The 23,852-nt window shown below is 74.7% G+C and carries 19 protein-coding genes; 10 read left to right on the top strand and 9 right to left on the bottom strand.

The features are described 5' to 3' along the window. Window positions 1-58 precede the first annotated feature (58 nt). Both FJR00_RS03515 and FJR00_RS03510 read left to right on the top strand, forming a co-directional pair. Window positions 59-901, top strand: a complete 843-nt coding sequence (locus tag FJR00_RS03515; protein ID WP_141337478.1) for a GNAT family N-acetyltransferase — start codon at window positions 59-61, stop codon at window positions 899-901. Between the two features lie 175 nt (window positions 902-1,076). Continuing rightward, the gene (locus FJR00_RS03510; protein WP_141337556.1) at window positions 1,077-2,492 is read left to right on the top strand and encodes an MDR family MFS transporter; all 1,416 of its coding nucleotides are present in this window, start codon (window positions 1,077-1,079) and stop codon (window positions 2,490-2,492) included. A 19-nt stretch (window positions 2,493-2,511) separates the two neighbouring features. Here FJR00_RS03510 and FJR00_RS03505 read toward each other — a convergent pair whose 3' ends face one another. Genes FJR00_RS03505 through FJR00_RS03495 form a run of 3 tightly spaced genes read right to left on the bottom strand, consistent with a single transcriptional unit; the run spans window position 2,512 to window position 6,420 of the window. Next, complete coding sequence (locus FJR00_RS03505) at window positions 2,512-4,581, bottom strand: prolyl oligopeptidase family serine peptidase (RefSeq protein WP_141337477.1); 2,070 nt, start codon at window positions 4,579-4,581, stop codon at window positions 2,512-2,514. Between the two features lie 13 nt (window positions 4,582-4,594). Next, window positions 4,595-5,563, bottom strand: coding sequence for a DMT family transporter (locus tag FJR00_RS03500; protein ID WP_238330281.1), 969 nt, complete (start codon window positions 5,561-5,563; stop codon window positions 4,595-4,597). Continuing rightward, a complete protein-coding gene (locus tag FJR00_RS03495) occupies window positions 5,560-6,420 on the bottom strand; it encodes an alpha/beta hydrolase (RefSeq protein WP_141337476.1) in 861 nt (286 codons plus the stop codon). Before FJR00_RS03495 ends, FJR00_RS03500 begins: the two co-directional genes overlap by 4 nt. A 97-nt stretch (window positions 6,421-6,517) precedes the next feature. Here FJR00_RS03495 and FJR00_RS03490 point away from each other — a divergent pair, with 97 nt between their 5' ends. From FJR00_RS03490 to FJR00_RS03475, 4 genes are all read left to right on the top strand, one after another. Beyond that, complete coding sequence (locus FJR00_RS03490) at window positions 6,518-7,762, top strand: cysteine desulfurase-like protein (RefSeq protein ID WP_141337475.1); 1,245 nt, start codon at window positions 6,518-6,520, stop codon at window positions 7,760-7,762. Continuing rightward, a complete protein-coding gene (locus tag FJR00_RS03485) occupies window positions 7,759-9,033 on the top strand; it encodes an alpha-amylase family glycosyl hydrolase (RefSeq protein ID WP_141337474.1) in 1,275 nt (424 codons plus the stop codon). The genes FJR00_RS03490 and FJR00_RS03485 overlap by 4 nt, the downstream gene beginning before the upstream one ends. Window positions 9,034-9,130: 97 nt before the next feature. Beyond that, window positions 9,131-10,915: a proline--tRNA ligase gene (locus FJR00_RS03480; protein WP_181409481.1), complete on the top strand. Its 1,785-nt coding sequence runs from the start codon at window positions 9,131-9,133 to the stop codon at window positions 10,913-10,915. A gap of 15 nt (window positions 10,916-10,930) precedes the next feature. Further along, window positions 10,931-11,728, top strand: a complete 798-nt coding sequence (locus FJR00_RS03475) for a TSUP family transporter (RefSeq protein ID WP_141337473.1) — start codon at window positions 10,931-10,933, stop codon at window positions 11,726-11,728. A gap of 49 nt (window positions 11,729-11,777) precedes the next feature. Here the strand turns inward: FJR00_RS03475 and FJR00_RS03470 are convergent, their stop codons facing one another. The 3 genes from FJR00_RS03470 to FJR00_RS03460 all read right to left on the bottom strand — a co-directional run bounded on the left by FJR00_RS03470 (window position 11,778) and on the right by FJR00_RS03460 (window position 16,213). Beyond that, window positions 11,778-13,091, bottom strand: a complete 1,314-nt coding sequence (locus FJR00_RS03470) for a CapA family protein (protein ID WP_141337472.1) — start codon at window positions 13,089-13,091, stop codon at window positions 11,778-11,780. A gap of 35 nt (window positions 13,092-13,126) precedes the next feature. Next, window positions 13,127-15,121 (bottom strand): thioredoxin domain-containing protein, encoded by a 1,995-nt coding sequence (locus tag FJR00_RS03465; protein ID WP_141337471.1) that lies wholly within the window; start codon window positions 15,119-15,121, stop codon window positions 13,127-13,129. 84 nt (window positions 15,122-15,205) lie between these two features. Beyond that, window positions 15,206-16,213: a ferritin family protein gene (locus FJR00_RS03460; RefSeq protein ID WP_141337470.1), complete on the bottom strand. Its 1,008-nt coding sequence runs from the start codon at window positions 16,211-16,213 to the stop codon at window positions 15,206-15,208. Window positions 16,214-16,307: 94 nt separating this feature from the next. Between FJR00_RS03460 and FJR00_RS03455 the strand changes: the two genes are divergently transcribed. The 4 genes from FJR00_RS03455 to infB all read left to right on the top strand — a co-directional run bounded on the left by FJR00_RS03455 (window position 16,308) and on the right by infB (window position 21,277). Next, window positions 16,308-16,856: a ribosome maturation factor RimP gene (locus FJR00_RS03455; RefSeq protein ID WP_075958385.1), complete on the top strand. Its 549-nt coding sequence runs from the start codon at window positions 16,308-16,310 to the stop codon at window positions 16,854-16,856. Continuing rightward, the gene (gene nusA, locus FJR00_RS03450; RefSeq protein WP_141337469.1) at window positions 16,856-17,887 is read left to right on the top strand and encodes a transcription termination factor NusA; all 1,032 of its coding nucleotides are present in this window, start codon (window positions 16,856-16,858) and stop codon (window positions 17,885-17,887) included. The genes FJR00_RS03455 and nusA overlap by 1 nt, the downstream gene beginning before the upstream one ends. Before the next feature lies 1 nt (window position 17,888). Next, a complete protein-coding gene (locus FJR00_RS03445) occupies window positions 17,889-18,215 on the top strand; it encodes a DUF448 domain-containing protein (protein WP_181409475.1) in 327 nt (108 codons plus the stop codon). A 191-nt stretch (window positions 18,216-18,406) separates the two neighbouring features. Next, window positions 18,407-21,277, top strand: coding sequence for a translation initiation factor IF-2 (infB, locus tag FJR00_RS03440; RefSeq protein ID WP_141337468.1), 2,871 nt, complete (start codon window positions 18,407-18,409; stop codon window positions 21,275-21,277). 76 nt (window positions 21,278-21,353) lie between these two features. On the opposite strand, the gene FJR00_RS03435 is transcribed toward infB, so the two are convergent. Genes FJR00_RS03435 through FJR00_RS03425 form a run of 3 tightly spaced genes read right to left on the bottom strand, consistent with a single transcriptional unit; the run spans window position 21,354 to window position 23,799 of the window. Beyond that, window positions 21,354-22,568: a Dyp-type peroxidase gene (locus FJR00_RS03435; RefSeq protein WP_141337467.1), complete on the bottom strand. Its 1,215-nt coding sequence runs from the start codon at window positions 22,566-22,568 to the stop codon at window positions 21,354-21,356. Then, window positions 22,565-23,101: a copper chaperone PCu(A)C gene (locus tag FJR00_RS03430; protein ID WP_141337466.1), complete on the bottom strand. Its 537-nt coding sequence runs from the start codon at window positions 23,099-23,101 to the stop codon at window positions 22,565-22,567. Before FJR00_RS03430 ends, FJR00_RS03435 begins: the two co-directional genes overlap by 4 nt. Beyond that, entirely contained in the window at window positions 23,035-23,799 is a 765-nt protein-coding gene (locus FJR00_RS03425) for a hypothetical protein (protein WP_141337465.1), read from the bottom strand. Before FJR00_RS03425 ends, FJR00_RS03430 begins: the two co-directional genes overlap by 67 nt. Window positions 23,800-23,852 lie beyond the last annotated feature (53 nt).

Genomic DNA, 23,852 nt, shown 5'->3' with positions numbered 1-23,852 from the left:
GCCGTCCCCGGGCAGGCCCCCCTCGCCCGGCGGCACGGCATACGGCACGCTGGGGGGCATGTTGCGCGGCCTGTCCCCCGTGCGGGCCTACGGCAGGTCCGACGTCCAGGCTGCCCTCGAGGTGTGCCAGCAGGACCCGGTGACCAACGTCTTCGTCGCCGCACGCATCCAGGAGACCGGTCTGGCCGGGACGCGGGGACCCCTGTTCGGCTACGAGGCGGGCGGGGAGCGCGCGCTGTGCTGGTGCTCGGCCAACGTCGTGCCCGTGGAGGCCGACGGGCGGGCGATCGCGGCCCTGGCCGGCAAGGTGGTCAAGCGCCGCACCTGGGCCAGCTCGGTGTTCGGGCCGGCCGACCAGGTGCTCGACCTGTGGGGCCGGCTGGAACGGCAGTGGGGCCCGCCCCGCGAGGTGCGGCGCACGCAGTACGTCATGACGACCAGCACCCCACCGTCGCTGGCCGGCGTGCCCGTGGACCCGGACGTCCGCCCGGCCCGCGCCGACGAGCTGGACCTGGTCGTGCCCGCGGCCACGGCGATGTTCACCGAGGAGATCGGCTACCCGCCGTACCAGGGCAGCGGGCTGTCCTATCGGCAGGGGATCGCCGGGCTGATCGAGCGGGGCCACTCGCTCGTGCGGGTCGAGGACGGCCGGGTCGTGTTCAAGGCGGACCTGGGGTCGGTGGCGATCGGGGTCGCCCAGGTCCAGGGCGTGTGGGTCCACCCCGACCTGCGGCGGCGCGGGGTCGCGGTGCCCGCGATGGCCGCGGTGGTCGAGCACACCCTGCGGCACGTGGCCCCCACGGTGACCCTCTACGTCAACGACTTCAACGAGCCGGCCGTGCGCACCTACGCCCGGGTCGGGTTCGAGCGGACGGGCACGTTCGCCACCGTCCTGCTCTGAGCCGCGAGCTCTGCGGCCGGCCGCCGGCCCGTCCCGCCGAGACCTCCCGGAATGCCCAGCGCCCCGGGGGCGTTGGCTGCCTGCGGGCCGTGCGGCCCTCCACCGGCGAGAGAGGACCTGCGTGACCAGCACCACCGCCCGCCCGGCGGCCCCGACGTCGGCCCGGAGCGCGGAGATGCCCGAGGGGGTGCCCCGGCTGATCGGGCTGCTCGTGGCCGCGGCCTTCGTGGTCATCCTCAACGAGACGATCATGTCGGTCGCGCTGCCGGAGCTGATGGCGGAGTTCTCCGTCGGCGCGGCCACCGCGCAGTGGCTGACCACGGCCTTCATGCTGACCATGGCCGTGGTGATCCCGGTCACCGGCTACCTGCTGACGAGGCTGAGCCTGCGCACCGTGTTCGTGGCCGCGATGTCTTTCTTCAGCCTGGGGACGCTGGCCGCCGCCCTGGCCGTCAGCTTCCCCTTCCTCGTCGGTGGGCGGGTCGTCCAGGCGGTCGGGACCGCGCTGATGATGCCGTTGCTGTTCACCACCGTCCTCAACGTGGTGCCCGCCTCCCGGCGGGGGCGCACGATGGGCGTGATCTCCATCGTCATCGCGGTGGCCCCCGCGGTCGGCCCCACCGTCGGCGGGATCGTGCTGGACGTGCTGACCTGGCGCTGGATGTTCTGGCTGGTCCTGCCCGTGGCGCTGACCGCGCTGACCGTCGGCGCCGTGCTCGTGCGGAACGTGACGACCCCCCGCAGGGTCCCGCTGGACGTGCTCTCGGTGGTCCTGTCGGCGGTCGGCTTCGCGGCCACGGTCTACGGGCTCAGCAGCATCGGCTCGGCCGCGGAGGGGACCGCCGCGGTCCAGCCGTGGATCCCGCTCGTGGTCGGGCTGTCCGCGCTCACGGTCTTCGTGCTGCGTCAGACGGCGCTGCGGGACGCTGCGCTGATGGACGTCCGGGCGTTCACGACCCCGGCCTTCAGCCTCGCCGTGGCGCTCGCGGCGGTGACCATGATGGCCCTGTTCGGCACGCTCATCCTGCTGCCGATCTACCTGCAGAACGTCCTGGGCCGCTCCACGCTGGAGACCGGCCTCGCCCTGCTGCCGGGGGGTCTGGTCATGGGGATCCTGGGGTATGTCGTGGGCCGCACCTTCGACCGGACCGGGCCGCGGCCGCTGGTGCTGCCCGGGGCGGCCGTCGCCTCCGCCGCGCTGTGGGGGATGACCACGACGTTCGGGCCGCAGACCTCCCTGACGACCGTGGTGGCCTGGCACGTGGTGCTCAACACCGGCCTGGCCCTGATGTTCTCCCCCCTGATGACCAACGCCCTCGGGTCCCTGCCCCGCCGGCTCTACCCGCACGGCAGCGCGATCGTCTCCACGATGCAGCAGGTGGCCGGGGCCGCCGGCACGGCGCTGTTCATCACGGTGATGACCACAGCGCAGGTCGCCGGGGCGGAGGCCGACGCCGACCCGACGGCCGCGCTGATGGCCGGCGTGCACGCCGCGCTCCTGGCCGGGGCGCTGGTGTCGCTGGCGGCCGTGGCGGGCAGCCTCTTCGTCCGCCGGGCCGAGCCTCCGGCCGAACCGGTCGACGCCGCCTGACCGGATCGGGCGGCCGGGCTCAGCCGGCCAGCCGCTCGTGGAGGAAGGCCCAGGCCAGGGCGTGCCAGGTCGCCCACTGCGCCGCGGTGCTCGCCCCGCCGTGCCCGCCCTCGGTGTTCTCCCAGTAGGTCACGTCACGTCCGTGCTCCTCGAGGAGCGCCGCCATCTTCCGGGCGTGGCCGGGGTGCACCCGGTCGTCCCGGGTGGACGTGGCCAGGTAGACCGCGGGCGTCGGGCGCGAGGGGTCGAAGCGCTGGTAGGGGGAGTAGGTCCACAGCCACTCCCACTGCGCGGGGTCGTCGGGGTCGCCGTACTCCGCCGTCCACGACGCCCCGGCCAGAAGCAGGTGGTAGCGACGCATGTCGAGCAGCGGCACCTGGCAGACGACGGCGCCGAAGTCCTCCGGGTAGCCGGTGAGCATGTTGCCCACGAGCAGCCCGCCGTTGGACCGGCCGGTGCAGCCGAGCCGCTCCACGGAGGTCACCCCCCGGGAGACGAGGTCGCGGGCCACCGCGACGAAGTCCTCGTAGGCCCGGTGCCGCTCTGGTCCCAGGGCCGCCCGGTGCCAGCGCGGCCCGAACTCGCCGCCACCCCGGATCCCCGCGACGACGTGGACGTGGCCGGAGGCGAGCCAGGCGCGACCCACGACCGGGTCGTAGGCGGGGGTGAGGGCGTGCTCGAACCCGCCGTAGCCGTGGAGGACGGTGGGCGTGGTGCCGTCCGCGGGCAGGTCTGCCGGACCGACCTGCCAGTAGGGGACCCGCGTGCCGTCCGCGGAGGTCGCCCAGTGCTGGGACACCTCCAGGCCGGTGGCGTCGAACCGGGCCGGCGCCGCGCGGGGGGGTTCGAGGACCACCTTCTCGCCCAGGTGCGCCACCGAGAGCTCCATCGGCTCGAGGAAGCCCGTCGTGACCACCCACAGGTCCTCGCTGCGGTGGGCCTCGACCGCGGACACGCTGACCGTGCGCAGGCCCACGTCGAGGGCCCCGGTGAGGTCCTCGGCGGTCCAGGTCCCGTCCGGTGCGGGGGAGTGCACCTGCACGGTATGCCGCACGTCGACGAGCGCGGTCGTCACCAGGTGAGAGGCGGTCCAGGTCAGGTCCACCAGCGCGGAGCGCTCGTCGGGGACGAAGACGGCCGACCAGTCGGCCTTGCCGGCCTGGACGTCCGCCAGCGGGGCGACGAGCAGGCTGCCCTGGGTCCAGGTGCTCGACCCGCTCCCGGGGGTCCAGTCCTCCCGCAGCCGCAGCGCCACGTGGTCCTGGTGGACCGAGACGTCGGCGCTGGTGGGCACCGGGAGGGTCAGCGGCCCGTCGTCGGTCAGCACCATCGTCTCGGAGGCGTAGAAGGCGACCGCCCTGCGCAGCAGGGTGCGCCCGAGCTCCTGGTCGTGCTCGACGAACAGCCCGAGGTCGTCCTCGCCGACGGTGTGCACGACCTCGGCCTGCTCCACGGGGGTCCCGCGTCGCCACAGCCGCACGGTGCGCGGGTAGCCGGACCGGGTCGCCCCGGTGGGGTCGGCCGCGGTGGTCAGGTAGGCGTGGTCCCGGTCGCGCCAGGCGAGCCGGCCCTTGGCCTCGCCCTTCGTGAAGCCCTCCGGGGCAGGGACCCACTCCAGCGTGGTGAGGTCCAGCTCCCGGGTGGTCCCGGCGTCCGAGCCGCCGCGGGAGAGGTGTACCAGGGCCCGGTCGTGGGAGGGCCGCAGCACGCTCGCCCCCTGCCACGTCCACGGGACGTCCTCCTCCCGCGCCAGGGCGTCGACGTCGACGAGGACCTCCCACTCCGGCTCGGTCGTGCGGTAGGACTCCCAGGTGGTGCGACGCCATACCCCGCGGGGGTGGTCGGCGTCGGTCCAGAATCCGTAGAGGTGATCACCCGCCTGCCCGACGAGGGGGATGCGGTCGGGCGCCTCGAGCGCCTCCTGCAGCCCGGCGTGCAGGGAGGCGTACTTCGGGTAGGACCGCAGGCGGTCCTCGGCGGCGGTGCTGCGCGCCGCGACCCAGTCCATGGACGTCGGCGACTCGACCTCCTCCAGCCAGCGGCGGGGGTCGGAGTCGGTGGTCTCCGGCGGTGCGGATGCGTCGGTCATGGGACCCACCCCATCACGGATCGGGGGTGCTCCCGCGCAGGGAGACGAGGATGCCGGTCATCAGCAGCGCGGCACCGAGCAGCATCCGCCCGCTCATCACCTCGCCGAGCAGCAGCCAGCCGCCGAGGGCGCCGAACACCGCCTCCAGGGAGAGGATGAGCGCGGCGTGCGAGGGCTTGGCCTGCTGCTGGGCGACGACCTGGAGGGTGTAGGCCACGCCGACGGCGAACAGCCCGCCGTAGAGGACCGCCCACAGCGCGGGGGCGAACCCGGCGAACGGGCGCTCCTCCACCACCAGGGCCGTGCCGGCGGACAGCAGGGCGCAGGCGGCGAACTGGGCGGCGGACAGCTTGAGCGCGTCCACCGTCCGCACGAAGTGGTCGATGACGAGGATGTGCAGCGCCCAGAACAGCGCGCCGGCCAGGACGAGCAGGTCGCCGGTGGCGATCGTCAGGTCCTCGGTCATGCTCAGCAGCCACAGGCCGGGGACGGCCAGCCCCAGGCCCAGCCACACCGGCACCCCTGCGCGGTGGCCCAGCGCCAGGCCGAGCACCGGCACCAGCACGATGTAGAGCCCGGTGATGAAGCCCGCCTTGCCCGCCGTGGTCGTGGCGATGCCCACCTGCTGCAGCCCCGCCGCGGAGAAGAGGACGGCCCCGGCGGCCAGGCCCGGCAGGAGCGGGGAGCCTCCGACCCTGGGCGGGGTCTCGTCGAAGATCTCGCCGGCCGGGGGCTCGGGCGTCACGACCGGGGCGGTCCGCCGCTGCCGCGAGAACCACCAGATGAGGGGCAGCAGCGACAGCGCCCCGATGGCGAACCGGGCGGCGTTGAAGCTCATCGCCCCCATGTGGTCGGCACCGAGCCGCTGGGCGACGAAGCCCAGTCCCCAGATCGCCGCGGTCAGCCCCAGCAGCAGGTTGGCCCGGGTGCGCAGCGCGGGGTCGGGCTCCACGCGGGCCTCCTCGACGCCGGGGCCGCTCACGCGCCGGCCCGGTGGGCGAGCACGTAGGCGGGGGGCGCGACGGCATACCCCTGGAGCAGCCAGCGGGCCGCGGCGGGGAACCGCTCGGCCCAGGCGGTCTCGTGGTGGTAGGCCTGCGAGTCGTGGACGTAGCGGACCGGCACCCCGGCCCCCCGCAGGGAGCGGACCAGGCGCTCGGCGTCCTCGACGTAGCGGCGCTCGATGCCGGCGTCCTCGTGGCACTCGTGCCCGCCCACGTCGACGTAGACCCGGCCAGGGGCTCGGTCGGGCAGGGCGGCCTCCAGGTCGAGCAGGGCCTGCTCGCCCGGCCACCAGAACGCCGGGCTGAACACACCCGCCCCGCCGAAGACGTCGGGGTGCCGCTCCCACAGGTAGGCCGAGACCACCCCGCCGAGCGAGCTCCCGGCGGTGACGGTGTGCTCGGGACCCGGGAGGGTGCGCAGTGCGCCGTCCACGGCCGGCTTGAGGTGGTCGACGAGGAACGCGGCGTAGTCGGCGGCCCGACCGCCGCCCTCACCGGGCCTGGGGTACTGGGTGTACTCCTCGGCCCGGGCGGTCGGGGAGCAGGGGACGGCGACGACGATCGCGGGTATGCCGTCGCGCGCCAGGTCGGTCATGGCACGGTCGACCTCCCAGGACGCGCCCCCGAAGGACCGCTGGGCCAGGAAGGCGTTGTGCCCGTCGTGCAGGTAGAGGACCGGGTAGCGCTCCTGGCTCCCGTCGTAGCCCGGCGGCAGCCAGGCGTAGATTTCGGCCCGGCGGTCCAGCCCGGGCAGCTCCACATCGCGCCACGAGCGCAGGTCACCCGTGAGGGACGGGTCGGAGACGGGCAGGAGGTCGGCGGCGGTGAGCTTCACCCCCGCATCCTAGGAGCGCAGGAGACCGGATCTGCACCGTCGGCCGTTGCGGATCCGCACCCGTCGACGCCGCGGGGCAGGCACTAGGTTGGGCGGCATGAGGTATGACGTCGCCGCGGTCCGCGCGCTGTTCCCCGCCCTGGCCGGCGGGACGGCCCACTTCGACGGGCCGGGAGGGTCGCAGACGCCCGCACCGGTCGCAGAGGCGGTCGCCCGCATCATGACCTCCTCGATCGCCAACCGCGGCACCGTCACCGCCGCCGAGCGGCTCGCCGACGACGTCGTCCGGGAGACCCGGAGCGCGATGGGCGACCTGCTCGGCAGCGACCCCGGCACGGTGGTCTTCGGCCGCAGCATGACCGCCAACACCATGGACCTCGCGCGCACCCTGGCCCGTGCCCACGGCTGGGGGCCGGGCGACGAGGTCGTGGTCACCTCGCTGGACCACGACGGCAACGTCCGCCCCTGGGTGATCGCCGCCGAGGCGGTCGGGGCGACCGTGCGGTGGGCCGAGCTCGACCCCGCCACGGGAGAGCTGCCGGTCGAGGCCGTCCGGGAGGTCCTGTCCGGGCGCACCCGGCTCGTCGCCGTCACGGCCGCGAGCAACCTCGTCGGCACCCGGCCCGACCTGCCCGCCGTCGTCGCCGCCGCCCACGACGTCGGCGCCCTGGTCCACGTGGACGCGGTGCACCTGGCCGCCCACGACCTGCTCGACCGCGAGGCGCTCGGGGCCGACCTCGTGGCCTGCTCGCCCTACAAGTTCCTCGGCCCCCATCTCGGCGTCACCTGCGGCCGGGCGGACCTGCTGGAGGAGCTGCACCCCGACAAGCTGCTCCCCTCCAGCGACGCGGTGCCCGAGCGCTTCGAGCTGGGCACGCTGCCCTACGAGCTGCTCGCCGGCACGACCGCCGCGGTCGAGGTGCTCGCGGGTCTGGCGTGGGAGGGGGAGGGAGCCGCCGAGCACCCGGATCCGGCAGGCCTGTCCCGCCGCGAACGCCTGGCGGCCTCCTTCGCGGCGCTCCACGAGCACGAGGAGGGCCTGCGGGTGCGCGCCGAGGACGGGCTGCGGGCGATGGACGGCGTGACCGTCCACTCCCGGGCCGCCCACCGGACCCCGACCCTGCTGTTCACCCTCGACGGGGTCGAGCCCGCCGCCGTCCACCGCCGCCTGGCGGACCGGGGGGTGAACGCCCCGGCCAGCCACTTCTACGCGTGGGAGGCCAGCCACCGCCTCGGCCTCGGCGCCGGCGGCGGGGTCCGCGTGGGGATGGCGCCCTACACGACCGCCGACGAGGTGGACCGCCTCCTCGAGGGCGTCGCCGAGCTGGCGGCCCGGCGATGACCGCCGTGACCGGCCCGGCCTGGGTCGACACCGTCGTCTGGTGGCACCTCTACCCCCTCGGCTTCGTCGGGGCCGAGCGCACCGCCGCCGAGCACGCCGGGCAGGGCGGCGCGGTGGTCCACCGGCTGCCCCGCGTCACCGGCTGGCTCGACTACCTGCTGCAGCTCGGCGCCAACGGCCTCCTCCTGGGGCCCGTCCTCGCCTCCACCAGCCACGGCTACGACACGCTCGACCACTACCGGGTCGACCCCCGGCTCGGCGACGAGGACGACCTGCGCGAGCTCCTCGCCCAGGCCCGCGACAAGGGCATCCGGGTCGCCTTCGACGGCGTCTTCAACCACGTCTCCGAGGACCACGAGATCGTGCGCCGGGCGCTCGCCGCGGACGCCACGCCCGAGGACCGGGCCTGGCTGCGCTGGGTGGGGGAGTACCCCCGCGGGTTCGAGGGCAACCTCGACCTGGTCGAGCTGGACCTGACCCACCCCCCGGTCCAGGACTACGTCGTCGACGTGATGAGCCGCTGGCTCGACGCCGGCGTCGACGCCTGGCGCCTCGACGCCGCCTTCGCCCCCGGCGCGGACGCCTGGCGCCCCATCCTCGACCGGGTCCGGCAGCGGCATCCCGACGCCTGGATCCTGGCCGAGGTCATCCAGGGCGACTACGTCGACTTCGTCCACCGGTCGGGCGTGCACTCGGTCACCCAGTACGAGCTGTGGAAGGCCGTATGGAGCTCGCTCAACGACGTCAACCTGCACGAGCTGGCGTGGGCGCTGACCCGGCACGCCGACTTCTGCGCCGCCTTCCGCCCGCAGACCTTCGTCGGCAACCACGACGTCACCCGGATCGCCAGCAAGCTGACCGACGTCCGCCACGTCGGCACCGCGGCCGCCCTCGCCCTGCTGCTGCCCGGCGTGCCCTCCGTCTACGCCGGTGACGAGCAGGGCTTCACCGGCGAGAAGCTGGACCAGCCCGGGGGCGACGACTCCGTGCGCCCGCCCTTCCCGGAGAGCCCCGACGAGCTGCTGCCCCACGGCCAGGCCCTGCTGGCGGAGCACCAGCGGATCATCCACCTGCGCCGCACGCACCCGTGGATCACGAGGGCGACGGCCACCGCCCGGGACGTCGCGGGCGCCACGGCCGCGGTCGACCTGACCAGCCCCGAGGAGGACCACCGGCTCACCCTCGGCCTCAACCTCACCGACGACCAGGTCACCCTCGCCGGCGTCCACGGCGACCTTCCGGTGCCCGCCCACGGCTGGGCGCTCGGGTAGTCTGCGACGGTCCCCCGACGTGGACGGGACCCGCCCGGCATACCCCGTCGTCGTCCCGGAACCGCCCACCCGAGCCAAGGAGTGCACCCACGTGGCCATGCGCCTGTCGACCCTGTTCCTGCGGACCCTGCGCGAGGACCCGGCCGACGCCGAACTGCCCGGGCACAAGCTGCTCGTGCGCGCCGGCTACGTCCGGCGCGCCGCCCCGGGCGTCTACAGCTGGCTGCCGCTGGGTCTGAAGGTGCTGCGCAAGGTCGAGCAGGTCGTCCGCGAGGAGATGGACGCCATCGGCGGCCAGGAGCTGAGCTTCCCGGCGCTGCTGCCGCGCGAGCCCTACGAGGCGACGAACCGGTGGACCGAGTACGGCCCCAACCTCTTCCGGCTGCAGGACCGCAAGGGCAACGACATGCTCCTGGGCCCCACCCACGAGGAGATGTTCACCCTCGCGGTCAAGGACATGTTCAGCTCCTACAAGGAGCTGCCGCTGACGCTCTACCAGATCCAGACCAAGTACCGTGATGAGGCCCGCCCCCGGGCCGGGCTGCTGCGCGGCCGTGAGTTCGTCATGAAGGACTCCTACTCCTTCGACGTCGACGACGCCGGGCTGGAGGCCGCCTACCAGCGGCACCGCGAGGCCTACGTGCGCATCTTCGACCGGCTCGGCTTCGAGTACGTCGTCGTGCACGCCGACTCCGGCGCCATGGGCGGGTCCGCCAGCGAGGAGTTCCTCGCGGTCAGCCCCGTCGGCGAGGACACCTTCGTGCGCTGCGAGGCGAGCGGGTATGCGGCCAACGTCGAGGCGGTCGTCGTGCCCCAGGCGCCGCCGGTCGACCCCGCCGTGGTGGCGTCGACGCCCGCGGCGCACGTCGAGGACACCCCGGACAGCCCGACGATCGACACCCTCGTCGCGCAGGCGAACGCCCTGCACCCCCGTGTCGACGGCCGGCCGTGGACGGCGGCCGACACCCTCAAGAACGTCGTCGTCCTGCTCACCCACCCCGACGGGCGCACCGAGCCGCTGGCCGTCGGCCTGCCCGGGGACCGCGACGTGGACGCCAAGCGCCTCGAGGCCCAGGTCGCGCCGGCCCAGTGGGCACCGTTCGAGGAGAAGGACTTCGCCGCCTACCCGATGCTGGCCAAGGGCTACATCGGCCCGGCCGTCCTCGGGCTGGAGAAGGCCTCCGGGATTCGCTACCTGCTCGACCCCTCCGTCGCCGAGGGGTCGGCCTGGGTCACCGGCGCCGACGAGCACGGCAAGCACGTCTTCGACCTGGTGCTCGGCCGGGACTTCACGGCCGACGGTACGATCCAGGCCGCCGAGATCAAGGAGGGGGACCCGAGCCCGGACGGGGCCGGCACCCTGACCCTGGCGCGCGGCATCGAGATGGGCCACATCTTCCAGCTCGGCCGCAAGTACGCCGAGGCCCTCGGGCTGAAGGTGCTCGACGAGAACGGCAAGCTCGTCACGGTCACGATGGGCTCCTACGGCGTGGGGGTCTCCCGCGCGGTGGCCGCCGTCGCCGAGGCCACCCACGACGAGGTCGGCCTGTGCTGGCCGCGCGCCCTGGCCCCCGCCGACGTGCACGTCGTGGCGACCGGCAAGAGCCAGGACGTCTACGACCAGGGAGAGCTGCTCGTCGCCGACCTGGAGGCGGCCGGCCTGACGGTGATCTACGACGACCGCCCCAAGGTGAGCCCCGGAGTGAAGTTCAAGGACGCCGAGCTGCTGGGCGTGCCGACGATCGTCGTCATCGGCAAGGGCCTGGCCGAGGGCACGATCGAGGTCAAGGACCGCCGGACCGGCGGGCGCCGCGACGTGCCCGTGGAGCGCACGGTCGGCGAGGTGCTCGCCGAGGTGCGCGGCGACGCGCACCCGGCCTGACGGCATACCCCTCCGGTGCTGGAGAGCCTCGACCCGGGCGTCCTGGTCTTCCTCGCCCTGGCGGGCCTGGCGGCGGGCTTCGTCGACGCCGTCGTGGGCGGCGGCGGGCTGATCCAGCTGCCCGCCCTGCTCGTCGGGGTCCCGGGCGCCAGCCCCGTCCAGCTGCTGGCGACCAACAAGCTCGGCTCGATCGCCGGCACCGCGACCAGCTCGATCACCTACTTCCGCCGGGTCCGGCCCGACCTGCGCACCGCGCTGCCGCTGGCCGGGTCCGCCTTCCTCGGCAGCGCCGGGGGAGCGGCGACCGCCTTCCTCATCAGCAAGGAGGCGTTCAACCCGATCATCCTCACCGTGCTCGTGGCGGTGGGCGTCTACACCCTGGACAGGCCGTCGATGGGGCAGATGCAGCGGCTGCGCTTCGGGCACGTCCGGCCGCGGCGGCACCTGGCCGTGGCGCTGCTCATCGGGGTGGTGATCGGGGCCTACGACGGGGCGCTGGGACCGGGGACGGGGTCCTTCTTCGTCTTCGCGCTCGTCAGCGCGCTGGGCTACGGCTTCCTCGAGGCCAGCGCCAAGGCCAAGATCGCCAACCTGGCGACCAACCTGGCGGCCCTGGTGGTGTTCGTGCCGCAGGGCGCGGTGATGTGGGAGCTCGGGCTGGTCATGGGCGCCTGCAACATCGTCGGCGGCTACCTCGGCGCCCGGGTGGCGGTGGCCCGGGGCAGCCGGTTCGTCCGCGTCTTCTTCGTCCTCGTGCTCACGGCCTTCATCGTCAAGATCGGGCTGGACACCGCCGAGCAGCTCCTCGGCTGAGCCGCCGGGCGGGCTGGTCCCGGGCGGGCAGGAGCGGGGGGAGGGGCCCTCAGGGCTGCACGGGCTCGGCCTCGCACCCGCCGAGCAGGTCCACCGTGGCCGTGGTCCGCTCCCAGGTCTGGGGGTAGGTCTCCGGGGAGACCAGCCGGATGACGTGCGGCCCCGGCTGCGGGCCGGGGACGATCTCGACCCGGGTGGGCCGGTACTCCATCCGCGAGCTGACCTCGCCGTCCTCGTCCCGCGTCAGGGTGAAGGTGGCCACCATGCCCTCCTGGGTCGCCGGGGCCAGGCTGGCGTGGGTGTCGGGCGACTGGTTGGACAGGAAGTTGCCCAGCCCGTAGATCACGTGCCGACCGTCGACCTGCTCGCAGGGCTGGATGACGTGCACGTGCGTGCCGAGGATGAGGTCGACCTCGCCCGAGGAGAGCAGGTCGCCGGCGATCCGGGTCTGGTCCTCGGTCGGCTGCGCCTGGTACTCGTTGCCCCAGTGCATGCTCACCACGACGAAGTCGGCACCCTCGTCCCGGGCGGCACCGGCCTGCTCGAGGATGCCGTCGCTGTCCAGGTTGGGCCACGAGGCGTCGACCAGCCAGGGTGCCTCCCCGGGGATGGTGGTCGTGGGTGTGCCGGAGTTGGGGTAGGTGTAGGTGTAGGCCAGGTGGGCGACCCGGGCCGTGCCTTCCTCGGTCGGGACCTCGTAGACCTCCGCCCGCCCGGAACGCTCCTCGTCCGCCGTGGGGCCCGCGTAGCCCATCCCGGCCTCGCGGACGACCTCCTCGGTGGCCGCCAGCCCGTCGATGCCCATGTCCATGGTGTGGTTGGAGGCGAACTCGCACCCGTCGAACCCGGCACCGACCAGCGCGTCGGCCATCTCGCGGGGGGTGTTGAAGACGAGCCGGTCGGGGACCGACAGGTTGGTGTTGTCCGGGGACAGCGGGGTCTCCAGGTGGCACAGCGCCAGGTCGGCCTCCGAGATGGGGGAGGTCACGTCGGCGAACATGGGCGTGTAGTCGTAGGCGCCCTCGGCGCCGCCCGCGTAGGCGTTGGCGGTGAGGTTGAGCCGGGAGTGGGCCAGGATGTCGCCGGCCGCGGCGATCGTCACCTCCACCGGCCCGTCGGCGTCCGCGTCGTCCTCCTCCGCCAGCGACGACTCCGGCGGGGCCACCCCCTCCGCGGTCCCCTCCCCTGCGGTCCCGTCACCCGCGTCCTCGGTCGCCTCCTCGTCCTCGCCCTCGGGTGCGGGCGCGGGCGCGGGGACGGCCGTCGGGGTGTCCCCGGGAGCATCCTCGGTGCCCCCCGCGCAGGCGGCCAGCAGCAGGGCCGCGCCGAGGGCGACGGCGGGAACGGCGGACGTGCGTCGCACGGCACACCCCCTCCAGGTAGGCGATGGGCGCCAGACTAGCCCCGCCCCGGCAGGTCGTCGGGGACCGTCGTCGGCAGGTCGCACACGGTGCCCCGGCACACGGTCGCCGCGCGTCGGCCCCCGACCAGCAGGGTGCCCGGGTCGCCGTCCACCACCAGGGTGCCGACCGGGGTATGCCGCGCCGCCCGCCCGAGCGGTCCTGCGCCGACCGCCGTGCCCGACCCGTCCGCAGCGTCGTCCGCCCCGTCGTCGGGTCCGGCGGGGGAGAGCCGCACGAGGACCGGGCCGGCGAGGAGCTCCTCGGCCGCGACGAGCGCCCATCCCGCGAAGCGGGGGGCCTGCGCCACCAGGGCGGACATCCCGCCCAGGGCCGCGCCCGCCCGCTCCAGGTGGTCCGCGCGCCCCGCCTGGGCGCCGTGCCGGACCAGCGCCAGCGCTAGGGCGCTGACGCCCCCCGGCTCGGCGTTGTCCCCCTCCGGGCGAGGGTCCACCACGAGCCGTTCGGCGTCCCGGCCGGTGGCCGTGAAGCTCCCGTCGTGCCGGCCGAAGAGCCCCACCGCGTCGTCCAGCAGCCGGCCGGCCTCGGCCAGCCAGCCGGGGTCCCCGGTCGCCCGGTGTAGGGCCAGCAGGCCGTCGGCGAGGTCGCCGTAGTCCTCGGCCACCGCGAGGGCGTCGCCGACGGTGCCGTCCCGGGAGCTGCGCCGCAGCCGCCCGTCGACGACGTGCACGTCCAGCACGAACCGCGCGCAGCGGGCGGCCACGTCGACCCAGTCCGGCTCGTCCAGCACCCAGCCGGCGTGCGCGAGGGCGGCCACGAGCAGGCCGTTCCAGGCGGTGACGACCTTGTCGTCCCGGGCCGGTTGCGGCCGCAGGCTGCGGTGCAGGTCCAGCCGCTCCCGCACGTCCGCCCACCAGGCCGGGTCGTCCGGGTCCTGGCGCAGCTGCAGGGTCGAGGTGCCGTGCTCGAACGTGCCGGTCGCGGTGACGCCGAGCAGCGCGGCGGCCCGGCGCCCGTCCTCGTCCCCCAGGACCTGGCGGAGCTGGTCCGGCGTCCAGACGTAGGTGGCTCCCTCGACCCCGTCGGTGTCGGCGTCCAACGAGCTGGCGAAGGCGGCCTGCTCCGTCCACATCTCGCGCAGCAGCCACTCGACGGTCTCCCGCACCACCCGCCCGGCCCACGGGCGGGTCGCCGGGTCGGCCCGCAGCAGGTCGGTGTAGACGCCCAGCAGCAGGGCGTTGTCGTAGAGCATCTTCTCGAAGTGGGGGACCACCCAGGCGCGGTCCACGGCATACCGGGCGAAGCCGCCGCCCACCTGGTCGTAGGTCCCGGAGCGGGCCATCGCCTCGCAGGTCCGCCTCAGCATGCCCAGCGCCTGGTCGTCGCCGGTGCGCCCGTGGTGGCGCAGCAGGAAGGCCAGCACCATCGACGGAGGGAACTTGGGCGCCCCGCCGAAGCCGCCCCACCGGGGGTCGAACTCGCCCGCCAGCGTCCGGACGGCCGCGGCGAGATCGTCCTCGACGAGCGTGCGGCCCGGGGCCGCGCGGTCCTCGGCCCGGCGCAGCGCGGCGACGATCTGCGCACCGCCGGCGAGCACGCGCTCCCGGTCCTCCCGCCAGGCCTTCGCCGCACCCCGGACGAGCTGGGCGAACTGCTCACGAGGCAGGTAGGTGCCCGCCCAGAACGGCTCACCCTCGGGCGTGAGCAGGCAGGTCATCGGCCACCCGCCGCGACCGGTCAACGCGGTCGTGGCCGCCATGTACACGGCGTCGACGTCGGGACGCTCCTCCCGGTCGACCTTGACCGCCACCAGGTGCTCGCCGACGAGCCGGCCGACCTCATCGTCCTCGAAGGTCTCGTGCGCCATGACGTGGCACCAGTGGCAGGCCGCGTACCCCACCGACAGCAGCACCGGCACGTCCTGGCGACGGGCCTCGGCGAAGGCCTCCGGTCCCCACTCCCACCAGTCCACAGGGTTGTCCGCGTGCTGCAGGAGGTAGGGGGAGGTGCTGGCGGCCAGACGGTTGGGCATGCGTCCCACGGTATGCCGTCGGCGTGGGACCGGTCGGGACGGCCGGTGCCCGTCGGGGCGCCTTCAGGTCGGGGCGCCTTCGGGTCAGGGCGCGGTCATGCCCGGGAAGGGGCTGCCCCGCCCGCCGAGGCGGCGGTCCCAGGAGACCGCCTCCGCGACCACCCTGGCCACCCCCGTCAGCTGGGCCACGTCCCCGGACACCCGGGTGGCCGTCGTCAGGGCGGCGGGGGCGACGTCGGCCACCAGCCGGACGGCCAGGTCGCGGCGGTCCTCGCGGTCGGCCAGCGGTTCGGGCAGGTCGTAGCCCAGCGGCGGCACGGGCGCGGCCCGACCGGCCAGGCTGGTCAGCTGCCGGGTCAGACCCGCGACCTCCTCGAGCACCGACTCGTAGTCGGCACGCTCCTCGCCGCGGGACCGTGCCGCCAGCACCTCCAGGCCGAACACCGCCGGCCGCAGCGCGGCCAGCAGCGCCACCGCGGCCGCGTCCCGCGGCCCGGCCAGCGGAGGCCAGTCCACGGCGGCCCCGAGCTCCTGGGCGGACGCGGCGTGCTGCGCCGCCACCGAGACGAGCATCGCGAGGTGGGTCGGGGTCGCGGTGGAGGCGTCGCGCAGGGCCTCGGTGACGTCGGCGCGCAGCACCTGGCCGAGCCGGTCCGCCGGAGGCCGCTCGGGCCCGGCCGTCCGGTCGGCGTCGTCCGTGGGGGCGGTCGTGCGGGCGGTGTCGTCCGGGGCGGCGGTGACCACGGGGTCCGTGGGTGGTGCCGGCAACGGCACCCCGCCCAGCGTCACCAGCTGCTCCACCGTCTCCAGCTGGGCCTCCCAGGCGTCGCGCAGCCGGGAGGCGCGGCCGGACGGCACCTCCACCACCTCGAGCGCGGCCAGGTAGCCGTGGACGCGCCGACGCGCGGAGAGCAGCAGGGTGGTGTCGGGCGGCCAGGTGGTCGGGTCGTCGGGCTCCACCGCGCCGGTGGGGGACGTGCTGTCCGGCCCCTCGGACCCGTCGCAGGCCGCGAGCAGGCCCGCCAGCCCGACCAGTCCGCCGGAGCGCAGAAGGGCACGGCGGGACACGGTCGGGGGCATGACGGGGATCATCTCAAGGGGTAGGGTAGACGGTTCCGGACCGGTGGCCCGGCACCGCAGGGTGCCCGGGGGTCGGCAGACAGCAGAAGATCGCAGGAGGCACCTGATGGACACCCGGGCACGCACGGAGCTGCTCACCCAGGAGGTCGCCCAGGCCCTGCAGGGCAGCGGGGTCGTCGTCGACGAGGTGGTGGTCCAGCAGGCCGGCCGCCGCCGGCTGGTCCGGGTCTTCGTGGCCCGTGACGTCGAGGGCCTGGACCCTGGCGACACCACCTCCGTGGTCGAGCCGCTCACCCTCGACGAGATCGCCGAGGCCACCCGGACGGTCTCCGACACCCTCGACGCCTCCGACGCCACGGGCCAGGGCCCCTACACCCTGGAGGTGAGCTCGCCGGGCGTGGACCGGCCCCTGGGCAGCCCGGCCCAGTTCCGGCGCAACGTCGGTCGGCTGCTCACCGTCGGCCGCACCGACGGCGGCCCGGTCACCGGGCGCCTCGTGTCGGTGGACGGCGACGGCGTGCGGCTGGAGCAGGTGCGCGGCGGTGAGGCCCGACCGGGGGAGGAGCCCGACGACGCCCTGGAGCTCGCCTGGCCGAGCATCGAGCGGGCCTCCGTGCAGGTGGAGTTCTCGCGCCCCGACGGAAAGGACCACTGATGGACATCGACATGGCCGCGCTGCGGCTGCTGGAGCGCGAGCGCGAGATCCCGATGGACGTCATCGTCCAGGCGATCGAGCAGGCCCTCCTGTCGGCCTACCAGAAGATCGAGGGGCACTACCGCGACGCGCGCGTCGAGCTCGACCGCCGGAGCGGGCACGTGACCGTCTGGGCCCGCGAGCCCGCCCCCGTGCTGGACGACGGGACCCGGGGGGAATCGGGCCCCGAGTTCGACGACACCCCGGAGGGCTTCGGCCGGGTGGCCGCGGCCACCGCCCGCCAGGTCATCACCCAGCGCATGCGCGAGCTCGAGGACGACGCCGTGCTCGGCGACTTCCGGGCCCGGGAGGGCGACATCGTCTCCGGCGTCGTGCAGCAGTCCAACGACCCGCGCTTCGTCCTGGTCGACTTCGGCACGGTCGAGGGCGAGCTGCCGACCGCCGAGCAGGTGCCGGGGGAGAGCTACGGGCACGGGCAGCGTCTCCGCTGCTACGTCGTCAGCGCCAAGCGGGGCTACCGGGGACCGCAGATCATGTTGTCCCGGACGCACCCCAACCTGGTCCGCAGGCTCTTCGCCCTGGAGGTGCCCGAGGTCGCCGACGGCACCGTGGAGATCGCCGGCGTGGCCCGCGAGGCCGGGCACCGCACCAAGATCGCGGTGCGGGCCACGGTGCCGGGCGTCAACGCCAAGGGGGCCTGCATCGGGCCGATGGGCCAACGGGTGCGGGCGGTCATGGCCGAGCTGCAGGGCGAGAAGATCGACATCGTCGACTACAGCGACGACCCGGAGGAGTACGTGGCGGCGGCGCTGTCCCCGGCGCGGGTCCAGTCCGCCCGGATCGTCGACACGCGGACGCGGCAGGTCCAGGTCGTGGTGCCCGACTACCAGCTGTCCCTGGCCATCGGCCGCGAGGGTCAGAACGCCCGGCTCGCGCACCGTCTGACCGGGTGGAAGATCGACATCCGGGCCGACACCGAGGAGCAGGAGGAACGGGCGGGGCGGGAGGACGCCGTTCCCCCGGGCGTGTAGAGTGGAGAGCACTGCCCGTCCCACGACGTCCTCATCCGGCACGTCGCGCCGCACCCCGGTGCGCACGTGCGTGGGGTGCCGCCGCCGGGACGAGCAGTCCGCACTGCTGCGGGTCGTCGCGGTCCGCGGACCGGCGGACACCGACCGGTGGACCGTCGTCCCGGACGAGCGGCGCCGCGCACACGGACGAGGTGCCTGGGTGCACCCCGACCCCGAGTGCGTGCGGATCGCGATCGCGCGTCGTGCCTTCGGCCGCGCCCTGCGCCTGACGCAGGCCGGCCCGGTGGACACCACGGCCGTGCGGGAACGGTTCGAGCAGCAGACGTGACACGGCCGGGTCAACGGATCCGGCCGCCAGCAAAGGGCGGGCCCACCCGGGCCTGTCATCGAGGAACCGGAAGCGGGTTTGACGCTGATGAGCACCCGATGAGTACTCAGCGATGAGCACCCACCAGCACTAGTCACGGGCGTGCCCTGAAGGGGCCCGGTCGTGGCGCTACACCAAGGAGACACCACACCGTGGCCAAACTCAGGGTCTACGAGCTCGCCAAGGAGCTCGGGGTCGAGAGCAAGGAGCTGCTCGCCCACCTGAAGCAGCAGGGAGAGTTCGTACGGTCGGCATCGTCGACCATCGAGCCCCCTGTCGTCCGCAAGATCCGGGAGAACCCGCCCGCGGCGGCCGCCAAGGCCGAGCCCGCCGGCGGCGGGTCCCCGGCCCGCAAGCCCAAGCCCGCGTCCGGGGCCCCCAAGCCCGGACCGAAGGCCGCCCCGCAGCCGACCCCGGCGCCGGCGGCCCAGCAGCCCCCGACCACCGCCCCCGAGGAACGGCCCGCCGCGCCGCAGCCCGGGCCGACGGCCCCGGACGAGACGGCGGCTCCGGCGGCGAAGGCTCCCTCCGCGTCCCCGACCCCCGGCCCCCGGCCCGGACCGTCGGCCCCCGAGCAGTCCCCCGGTGGGGACGCACCGGCCGCGGGCGAGCGCCGGCCCGAGGGTGGAGCGACCCCCGGGCCACGTCCGGCCCGCCCCGGCGCCAAGCCCGGTCCGCGGCCCGGCAACAACCCGTTCTCCTCCAGCCAGGGCATGGGCCGTGAGCGCCGCGGAGGCGGCGACCGCGGCGCCGACCGTGGTGAGCGTGGCGGCGGCGCCCCCCGCCCCGGCAACAACCCCTTCGCCACCAGCCAGGGGATGCCCCGGCCCGGTGGTTCTCGCGGTGGACCCGCCGGTCCCGCCGGCCCCCGCCCGGGTGGTCCGCGTCCCGCGGCGCCCCGTCCCGGTGGTGCCCGTCCGAACCCCGGCATGATGCCCGAGCGCGCCGCGGTGCCCCGTCCTGGGGAACGGCCCGCCCGTCCGGGCGGCGGACGCGGCCGTCCCGGCGGCGGTCCCGGTGGACCGGGCGGTGCTCCCGGCGGCTTCCGTGGCGGCCCCGGTGGCCGCGGCGGCGGACCGCGGGGCCGTGGTGGCACGGCCGGTGCCTTCGGTCGTGGCGGCGGAAAGGTCCGCGGGCGCAAGTCCAAGAGGGCCAAGCGCGCCGAGTTCGAGCAGATGCAGGCGCCGTCGATCGGCGGCGTCAACGTCCCGCGCGGCAACGGGCAGACCGTCACGGTGCGCCGCGGAGCCTCGCTGACCGACTTCGCCGACAAGATCAACGTCGACCCGGCAGCGCTGGTGACGGTGCTCTTCCACCTCGGTGAGATGGCCACGGCGACCCAGTCGTTGGACGAGGACACCTTCGGCGTGCTCGGCTCCGAGCTGGGCTACGACATCCGCGTCGTCTCCCCCGAGGAGGAGGAGCGCGAGCTGTTCAGCGCGTTCAACATCGACCTCGAGGCCGAGGCGGAGGCCGAGTCCGAGGAGGACCTGCTGCCGCGGCCCCCGGTCGTGACGGTGATGGGTCACGTGGACCACGGAAAGACGCGGTTGCTCGACGCGATCCGGGAGTCCGAGGTCGGTGCCGGCGAGACCGGTGGCATCACCCAGCACATCGGTGCCTACCAGGTGCACGCCGACCACGACGGCGAGGACCGCGCGATCACCTTCATCGACACCCCGGGCCACGAGGCGTTCACCGCCATGCGTGCCCGTGGAGCCAAGGTGACCGACATCGCGATCCTGGTCGTGGCCGCCGACGACGGCGTGATGCCGCAGACCGTGGAGGCGCTCAACCACGCGCAGGCAGCGAACGTGCCCATCGTCGTGGCGGTCAACAAGATCGACGTCGAGGGTGCCAACCCGGCCAAGATCCGTCAGCAGCTCACCGAGTACAACCTGGTGGCCGAGGAGTACGGCGGGGAGACGATGTTCGTGGACGTCTCCGCCAAGGAGGGCAGGAACATCGAGCAGCTGCTCGACGCGGTCCTGCTCACCGCGGACGCCGCCCTGGACCTGCGGGCCAACCCCGACAAGGACGCCCGCGGCGTGGCCATCGAGGCCAACCTCGACCGCGGCCGCGGAGCCGTGGCCACCGTCCTGGTCCAGCAGGGCACCCTGCGGGTCGGCGACGCGATCGTCGCCGGTGGCAGCCACGGACGCGTGCGGGCCATGCTCGACGAGCACGGCAACAACGTGCAGGAGGCGCCGCCCTCGCGGCCCGTCCAGGTCCTCGGCATGGACTCGGTCGCCCGCGCCGGCGACACCTTCCTGGTGGCGCCGGACGACCGCACCGCCCGGCAGATCGCCGAGAAGCGCGAGGCGGCCGACCGGCAGGCGGCCCTGGCCAAGTCCCGCAAGCGGATCAGCCTGGAGGACCTCAACCAGGCCCTCGCCCAGGGCAAGGTCGAGACGCTCAACCTCATCCTCAAGGGCGACGTCTCCGGTTCGGTCGAGGCCCTCGAGGACGCCCTGCTGCAGATCGACGTCGGCGACGAGGTCGACCTGCGGATCATCGACCGCGGCGTCGGTGCGATCACGATGAACAACATCAACCTGGCGGTCGCCTCCGACGCGATCATCCTGGGGTTCAACGTGCGGGCCGAGGGTCAGAACGCGGACTACGCCGAGCGCGAGGGCGTGGAGATCCGCTACTACGGGGTGATCTACCAGGCCATCGAGGACATCGAGAACGCCCTCAAGGGCATGCTCAAGCCCGAGTACCAGGAGGCCGAGACCGGGACGGCGGAGATCCGTGAGATCTTCCGCAGCTCCAAGTTCGGCAACGTCGCGGGCTGCCTGGTCCGCAGCGGGGAGATCCGCCGCGGTGCCAAGGCCCGCATCACCCGTGACGGCGTGGTCGTCACCGAGGGTCTGGAGATCGCCGGTCTGCGGCGGTTCAAGGACGACGTGACCGAGGTCCGGGAGGGCTTCGAGTGCGGTGTCAACCTGGGGTCCTTCAACGACCTCCAGGTCGACGACCTCATCACCACCTACGAGATGCGCGAGATCCCGCGCAGCTGAGGCTGCGCCCTTCCGCACCAGGAAGGCCCGGTCCGTCCCCAGGGACGGACCGGGCCTTTCCTGGTGCCCGGGGAGGCTAGACCAGCAGCGCCCGGCCGAGCCAGTCGCCCTCGGCGCACCCCGGGAGCACGGCGTAGACGGCCGATCCCACGGGGACGGTCCAGATGTTGAGCAGGTCGCCCTCGGCCAGCCGCCGCTGGACGGGCAGGAACTGCCGCACCGGGTCGGCCTGGAAGGCCGCGAAGAGCAGGCCCGTCTCCACGGTGCCGTCGGTCCCCACCTGCTCGTAGCTGTACGGCCGGCGCAGGAAGCGTTCGTGGGGGGCGTGCGGGCTGGCGCGCCGCACGTGGGCGTGCCGGTCGACGACGGGCAGCCCGCTGGGCAGCACCGCGTGCAGGTCCACCGGGGTGGACTCCTCCCCGCCCGTCAGCGGCGCCCCCGTGGCCAGGTCCCGGCCCACCGCGTGCTCGCGGGCGACGCGGTCGGCCCGCTCCCAGTCCTCCATGTCCATCCGGATCCGGCGCAGCACCAGGCTGGACCCGCCCACCCATCCCGGGTGAGAGGCCGACGCCGGGCCGATCCACAGCAGGTCCGCGTCCCGGTCGGCGACGTCCGGCTGGACGGTGCCGTCGACCTGCCCGAACTCGTTGCGGAAGGCCAGCCCGGCCTGCTCACCGGGATCTCGGAAGCCCGGCTGCACCCACCGCGGCGTGGCGATGCCGCGGGCCGCCCCCACGAGCAGACGGCGGGCGTGGGCCAGCGGGACGGGGGAGTGGGAGCACAGCTGCAGGAGCAGGTCGGTCCCCCCGTAGGCCTCGTCCAGGTCGTCGACCGGCATCGGCGGCAACGGGGCCAGCCACGAGGGCCGCCGGTCGTCCAGGCCCAGCCGGTCGAACAGCCCCGGCCCCCAGCCCACCGTGACGGTCAGCCCCGCCGGTCGGGCGGCCACCTCCGGCTCCTGGTCGGTCACCGGTGCCACGCCTGCGGTGAGACGTGAGATGTCGTCGGTCCACACCCGCATGAGACGGCCCAGCTCGGTCGTCCCCACGCCGTCGTCGAGGTCCATCCCGACGAAGACCGCATGGGGCGGGGGCGGGGTGGTGATGCCGGCCTGGTGCTCGCCGTGGAAGGGCACGACGAGGTCCGCCGTTCCCGTGGAGGAGGTCCCGGGGGCGGAGCCCTCCGACGCCGCGCCCGAGGACGCGACCGCCCCGGCGAGCGTGAACGCACCGGCACCGCCGAGCAGGCCACCCTTGAGCAGGGCCCGGCGACCCAGGTCGGGAGCACTCACCGGTCCTCGGTCTCCTGCTCGGGCGCGTACTCCTCCTCCGCCCCGGAGAAGGCCCGGGCGGACACGGTGAACTCATGCTCGCCCCCGTCGGCGTCCACGACCACGAGGGCGACCTCCTGGCCCGTCTCGACCGGCTCCGCCAGCTGCATGAGCATCAGGTGGTCGCCTCCGGGCTCCAGGGCGTGCTCGCCGCCGGCGGGGACCACGAAGCCGTCCTCGGCCTCGCGCATGACGCGACCGCCGGCCCCGTCGTCGACGGTCACGTGCATCTCGGCCATGCCGGCCAGCTCGCTGCGGACCTCGACGAGGTGCAGGTCGGCGTCGCCCTCGTTGGTCAGGGTGCCGAAGACCCCGGTCATCGGGCCGTCGGTCGCCTTGGCCCAGCCGTCCTCGAGCGTGAGGGCGGCGTCGTCGGCGGCGGTGGCCGAGCCGTCGGTCGGGTCGGCGGAGGTGGAGCCGCACCCCGTCAGGGGCATGGCGAGGGCGAGGGCCAGGGTGAGCGCGGGCAGCGCGGAGCGGCGGACGGTGGGCATGAGGTTCTCCTGGGATCGGGTCTGGGCGGGAGGGGGTCAGGGCACGACGACGTCGGCGGCGCCCTCCCGTCCCAGGAGAGGTGCGGAACGGCCGCGGGGGCCGGGCAGACCCCGACGACGGCGGGCCGGCGGGGTCGGACGGGGACGCGCACGGTGCCCGTGTCCATCAGCCGGCCCCACCAGGACGTCGCCTCGCGCCAGAGCGCCGCGGCGGCGGCCCACAGGACGACCACGGTCACCGAGGCCAGGAGGTGCAGCAGGAGCATCCAGGTCCCACCGTGACCGAGGACCGTCAGCAGCTCGGCGGGCGCGGGCGTGCCCCCCACCACCGCCGGCAGGTGGCCCGCGTGCCCGGTGACGACACCGGTGCCCGGGGCCGGCGTCACCGGCAGCCGGGTCTGTCGTCCGAGCAGTGGCGCCAGGGCAAGAGCGGCATGGGTGAACCCCTGCCCGGCACCGACCGTCACCAGCAGCCGGGCGGCCCCCGGCCCGCGGGCCGAGCCCCGCCCGGGAGGGACCAGGAACCACGCGAGGAGCAGGGTCGCCGAGCCCGCCCACAGGAGGGCGCCGGGGGAGAGGGCCGCGTGCGGGCCGTCCGCGGCCCCGTGCCCGCCCGCCCCGAGGTGCGCGAGCAGGCCCCAGCCCACCGCGAGGGCGGACAGCGTGCCCGCGCGGGCACCCCTGGCCACCCACGTCATACCCACCAGGGTATCCCACGCGTCGCGGGTGAACGGTGCCCCGCGAGGTCCGT

It is taken from the genome of Ornithinimicrobium kibberense (assembly GCF_006519705.1).
GTDB lineage: Bacteria > Actinomycetota > Actinomycetes > Actinomycetales > Dermatophilaceae > Ornithinicoccus > Ornithinicoccus kibberensis.
This window is presented reverse-complemented; position numbering and strand designations above follow the sequence as displayed.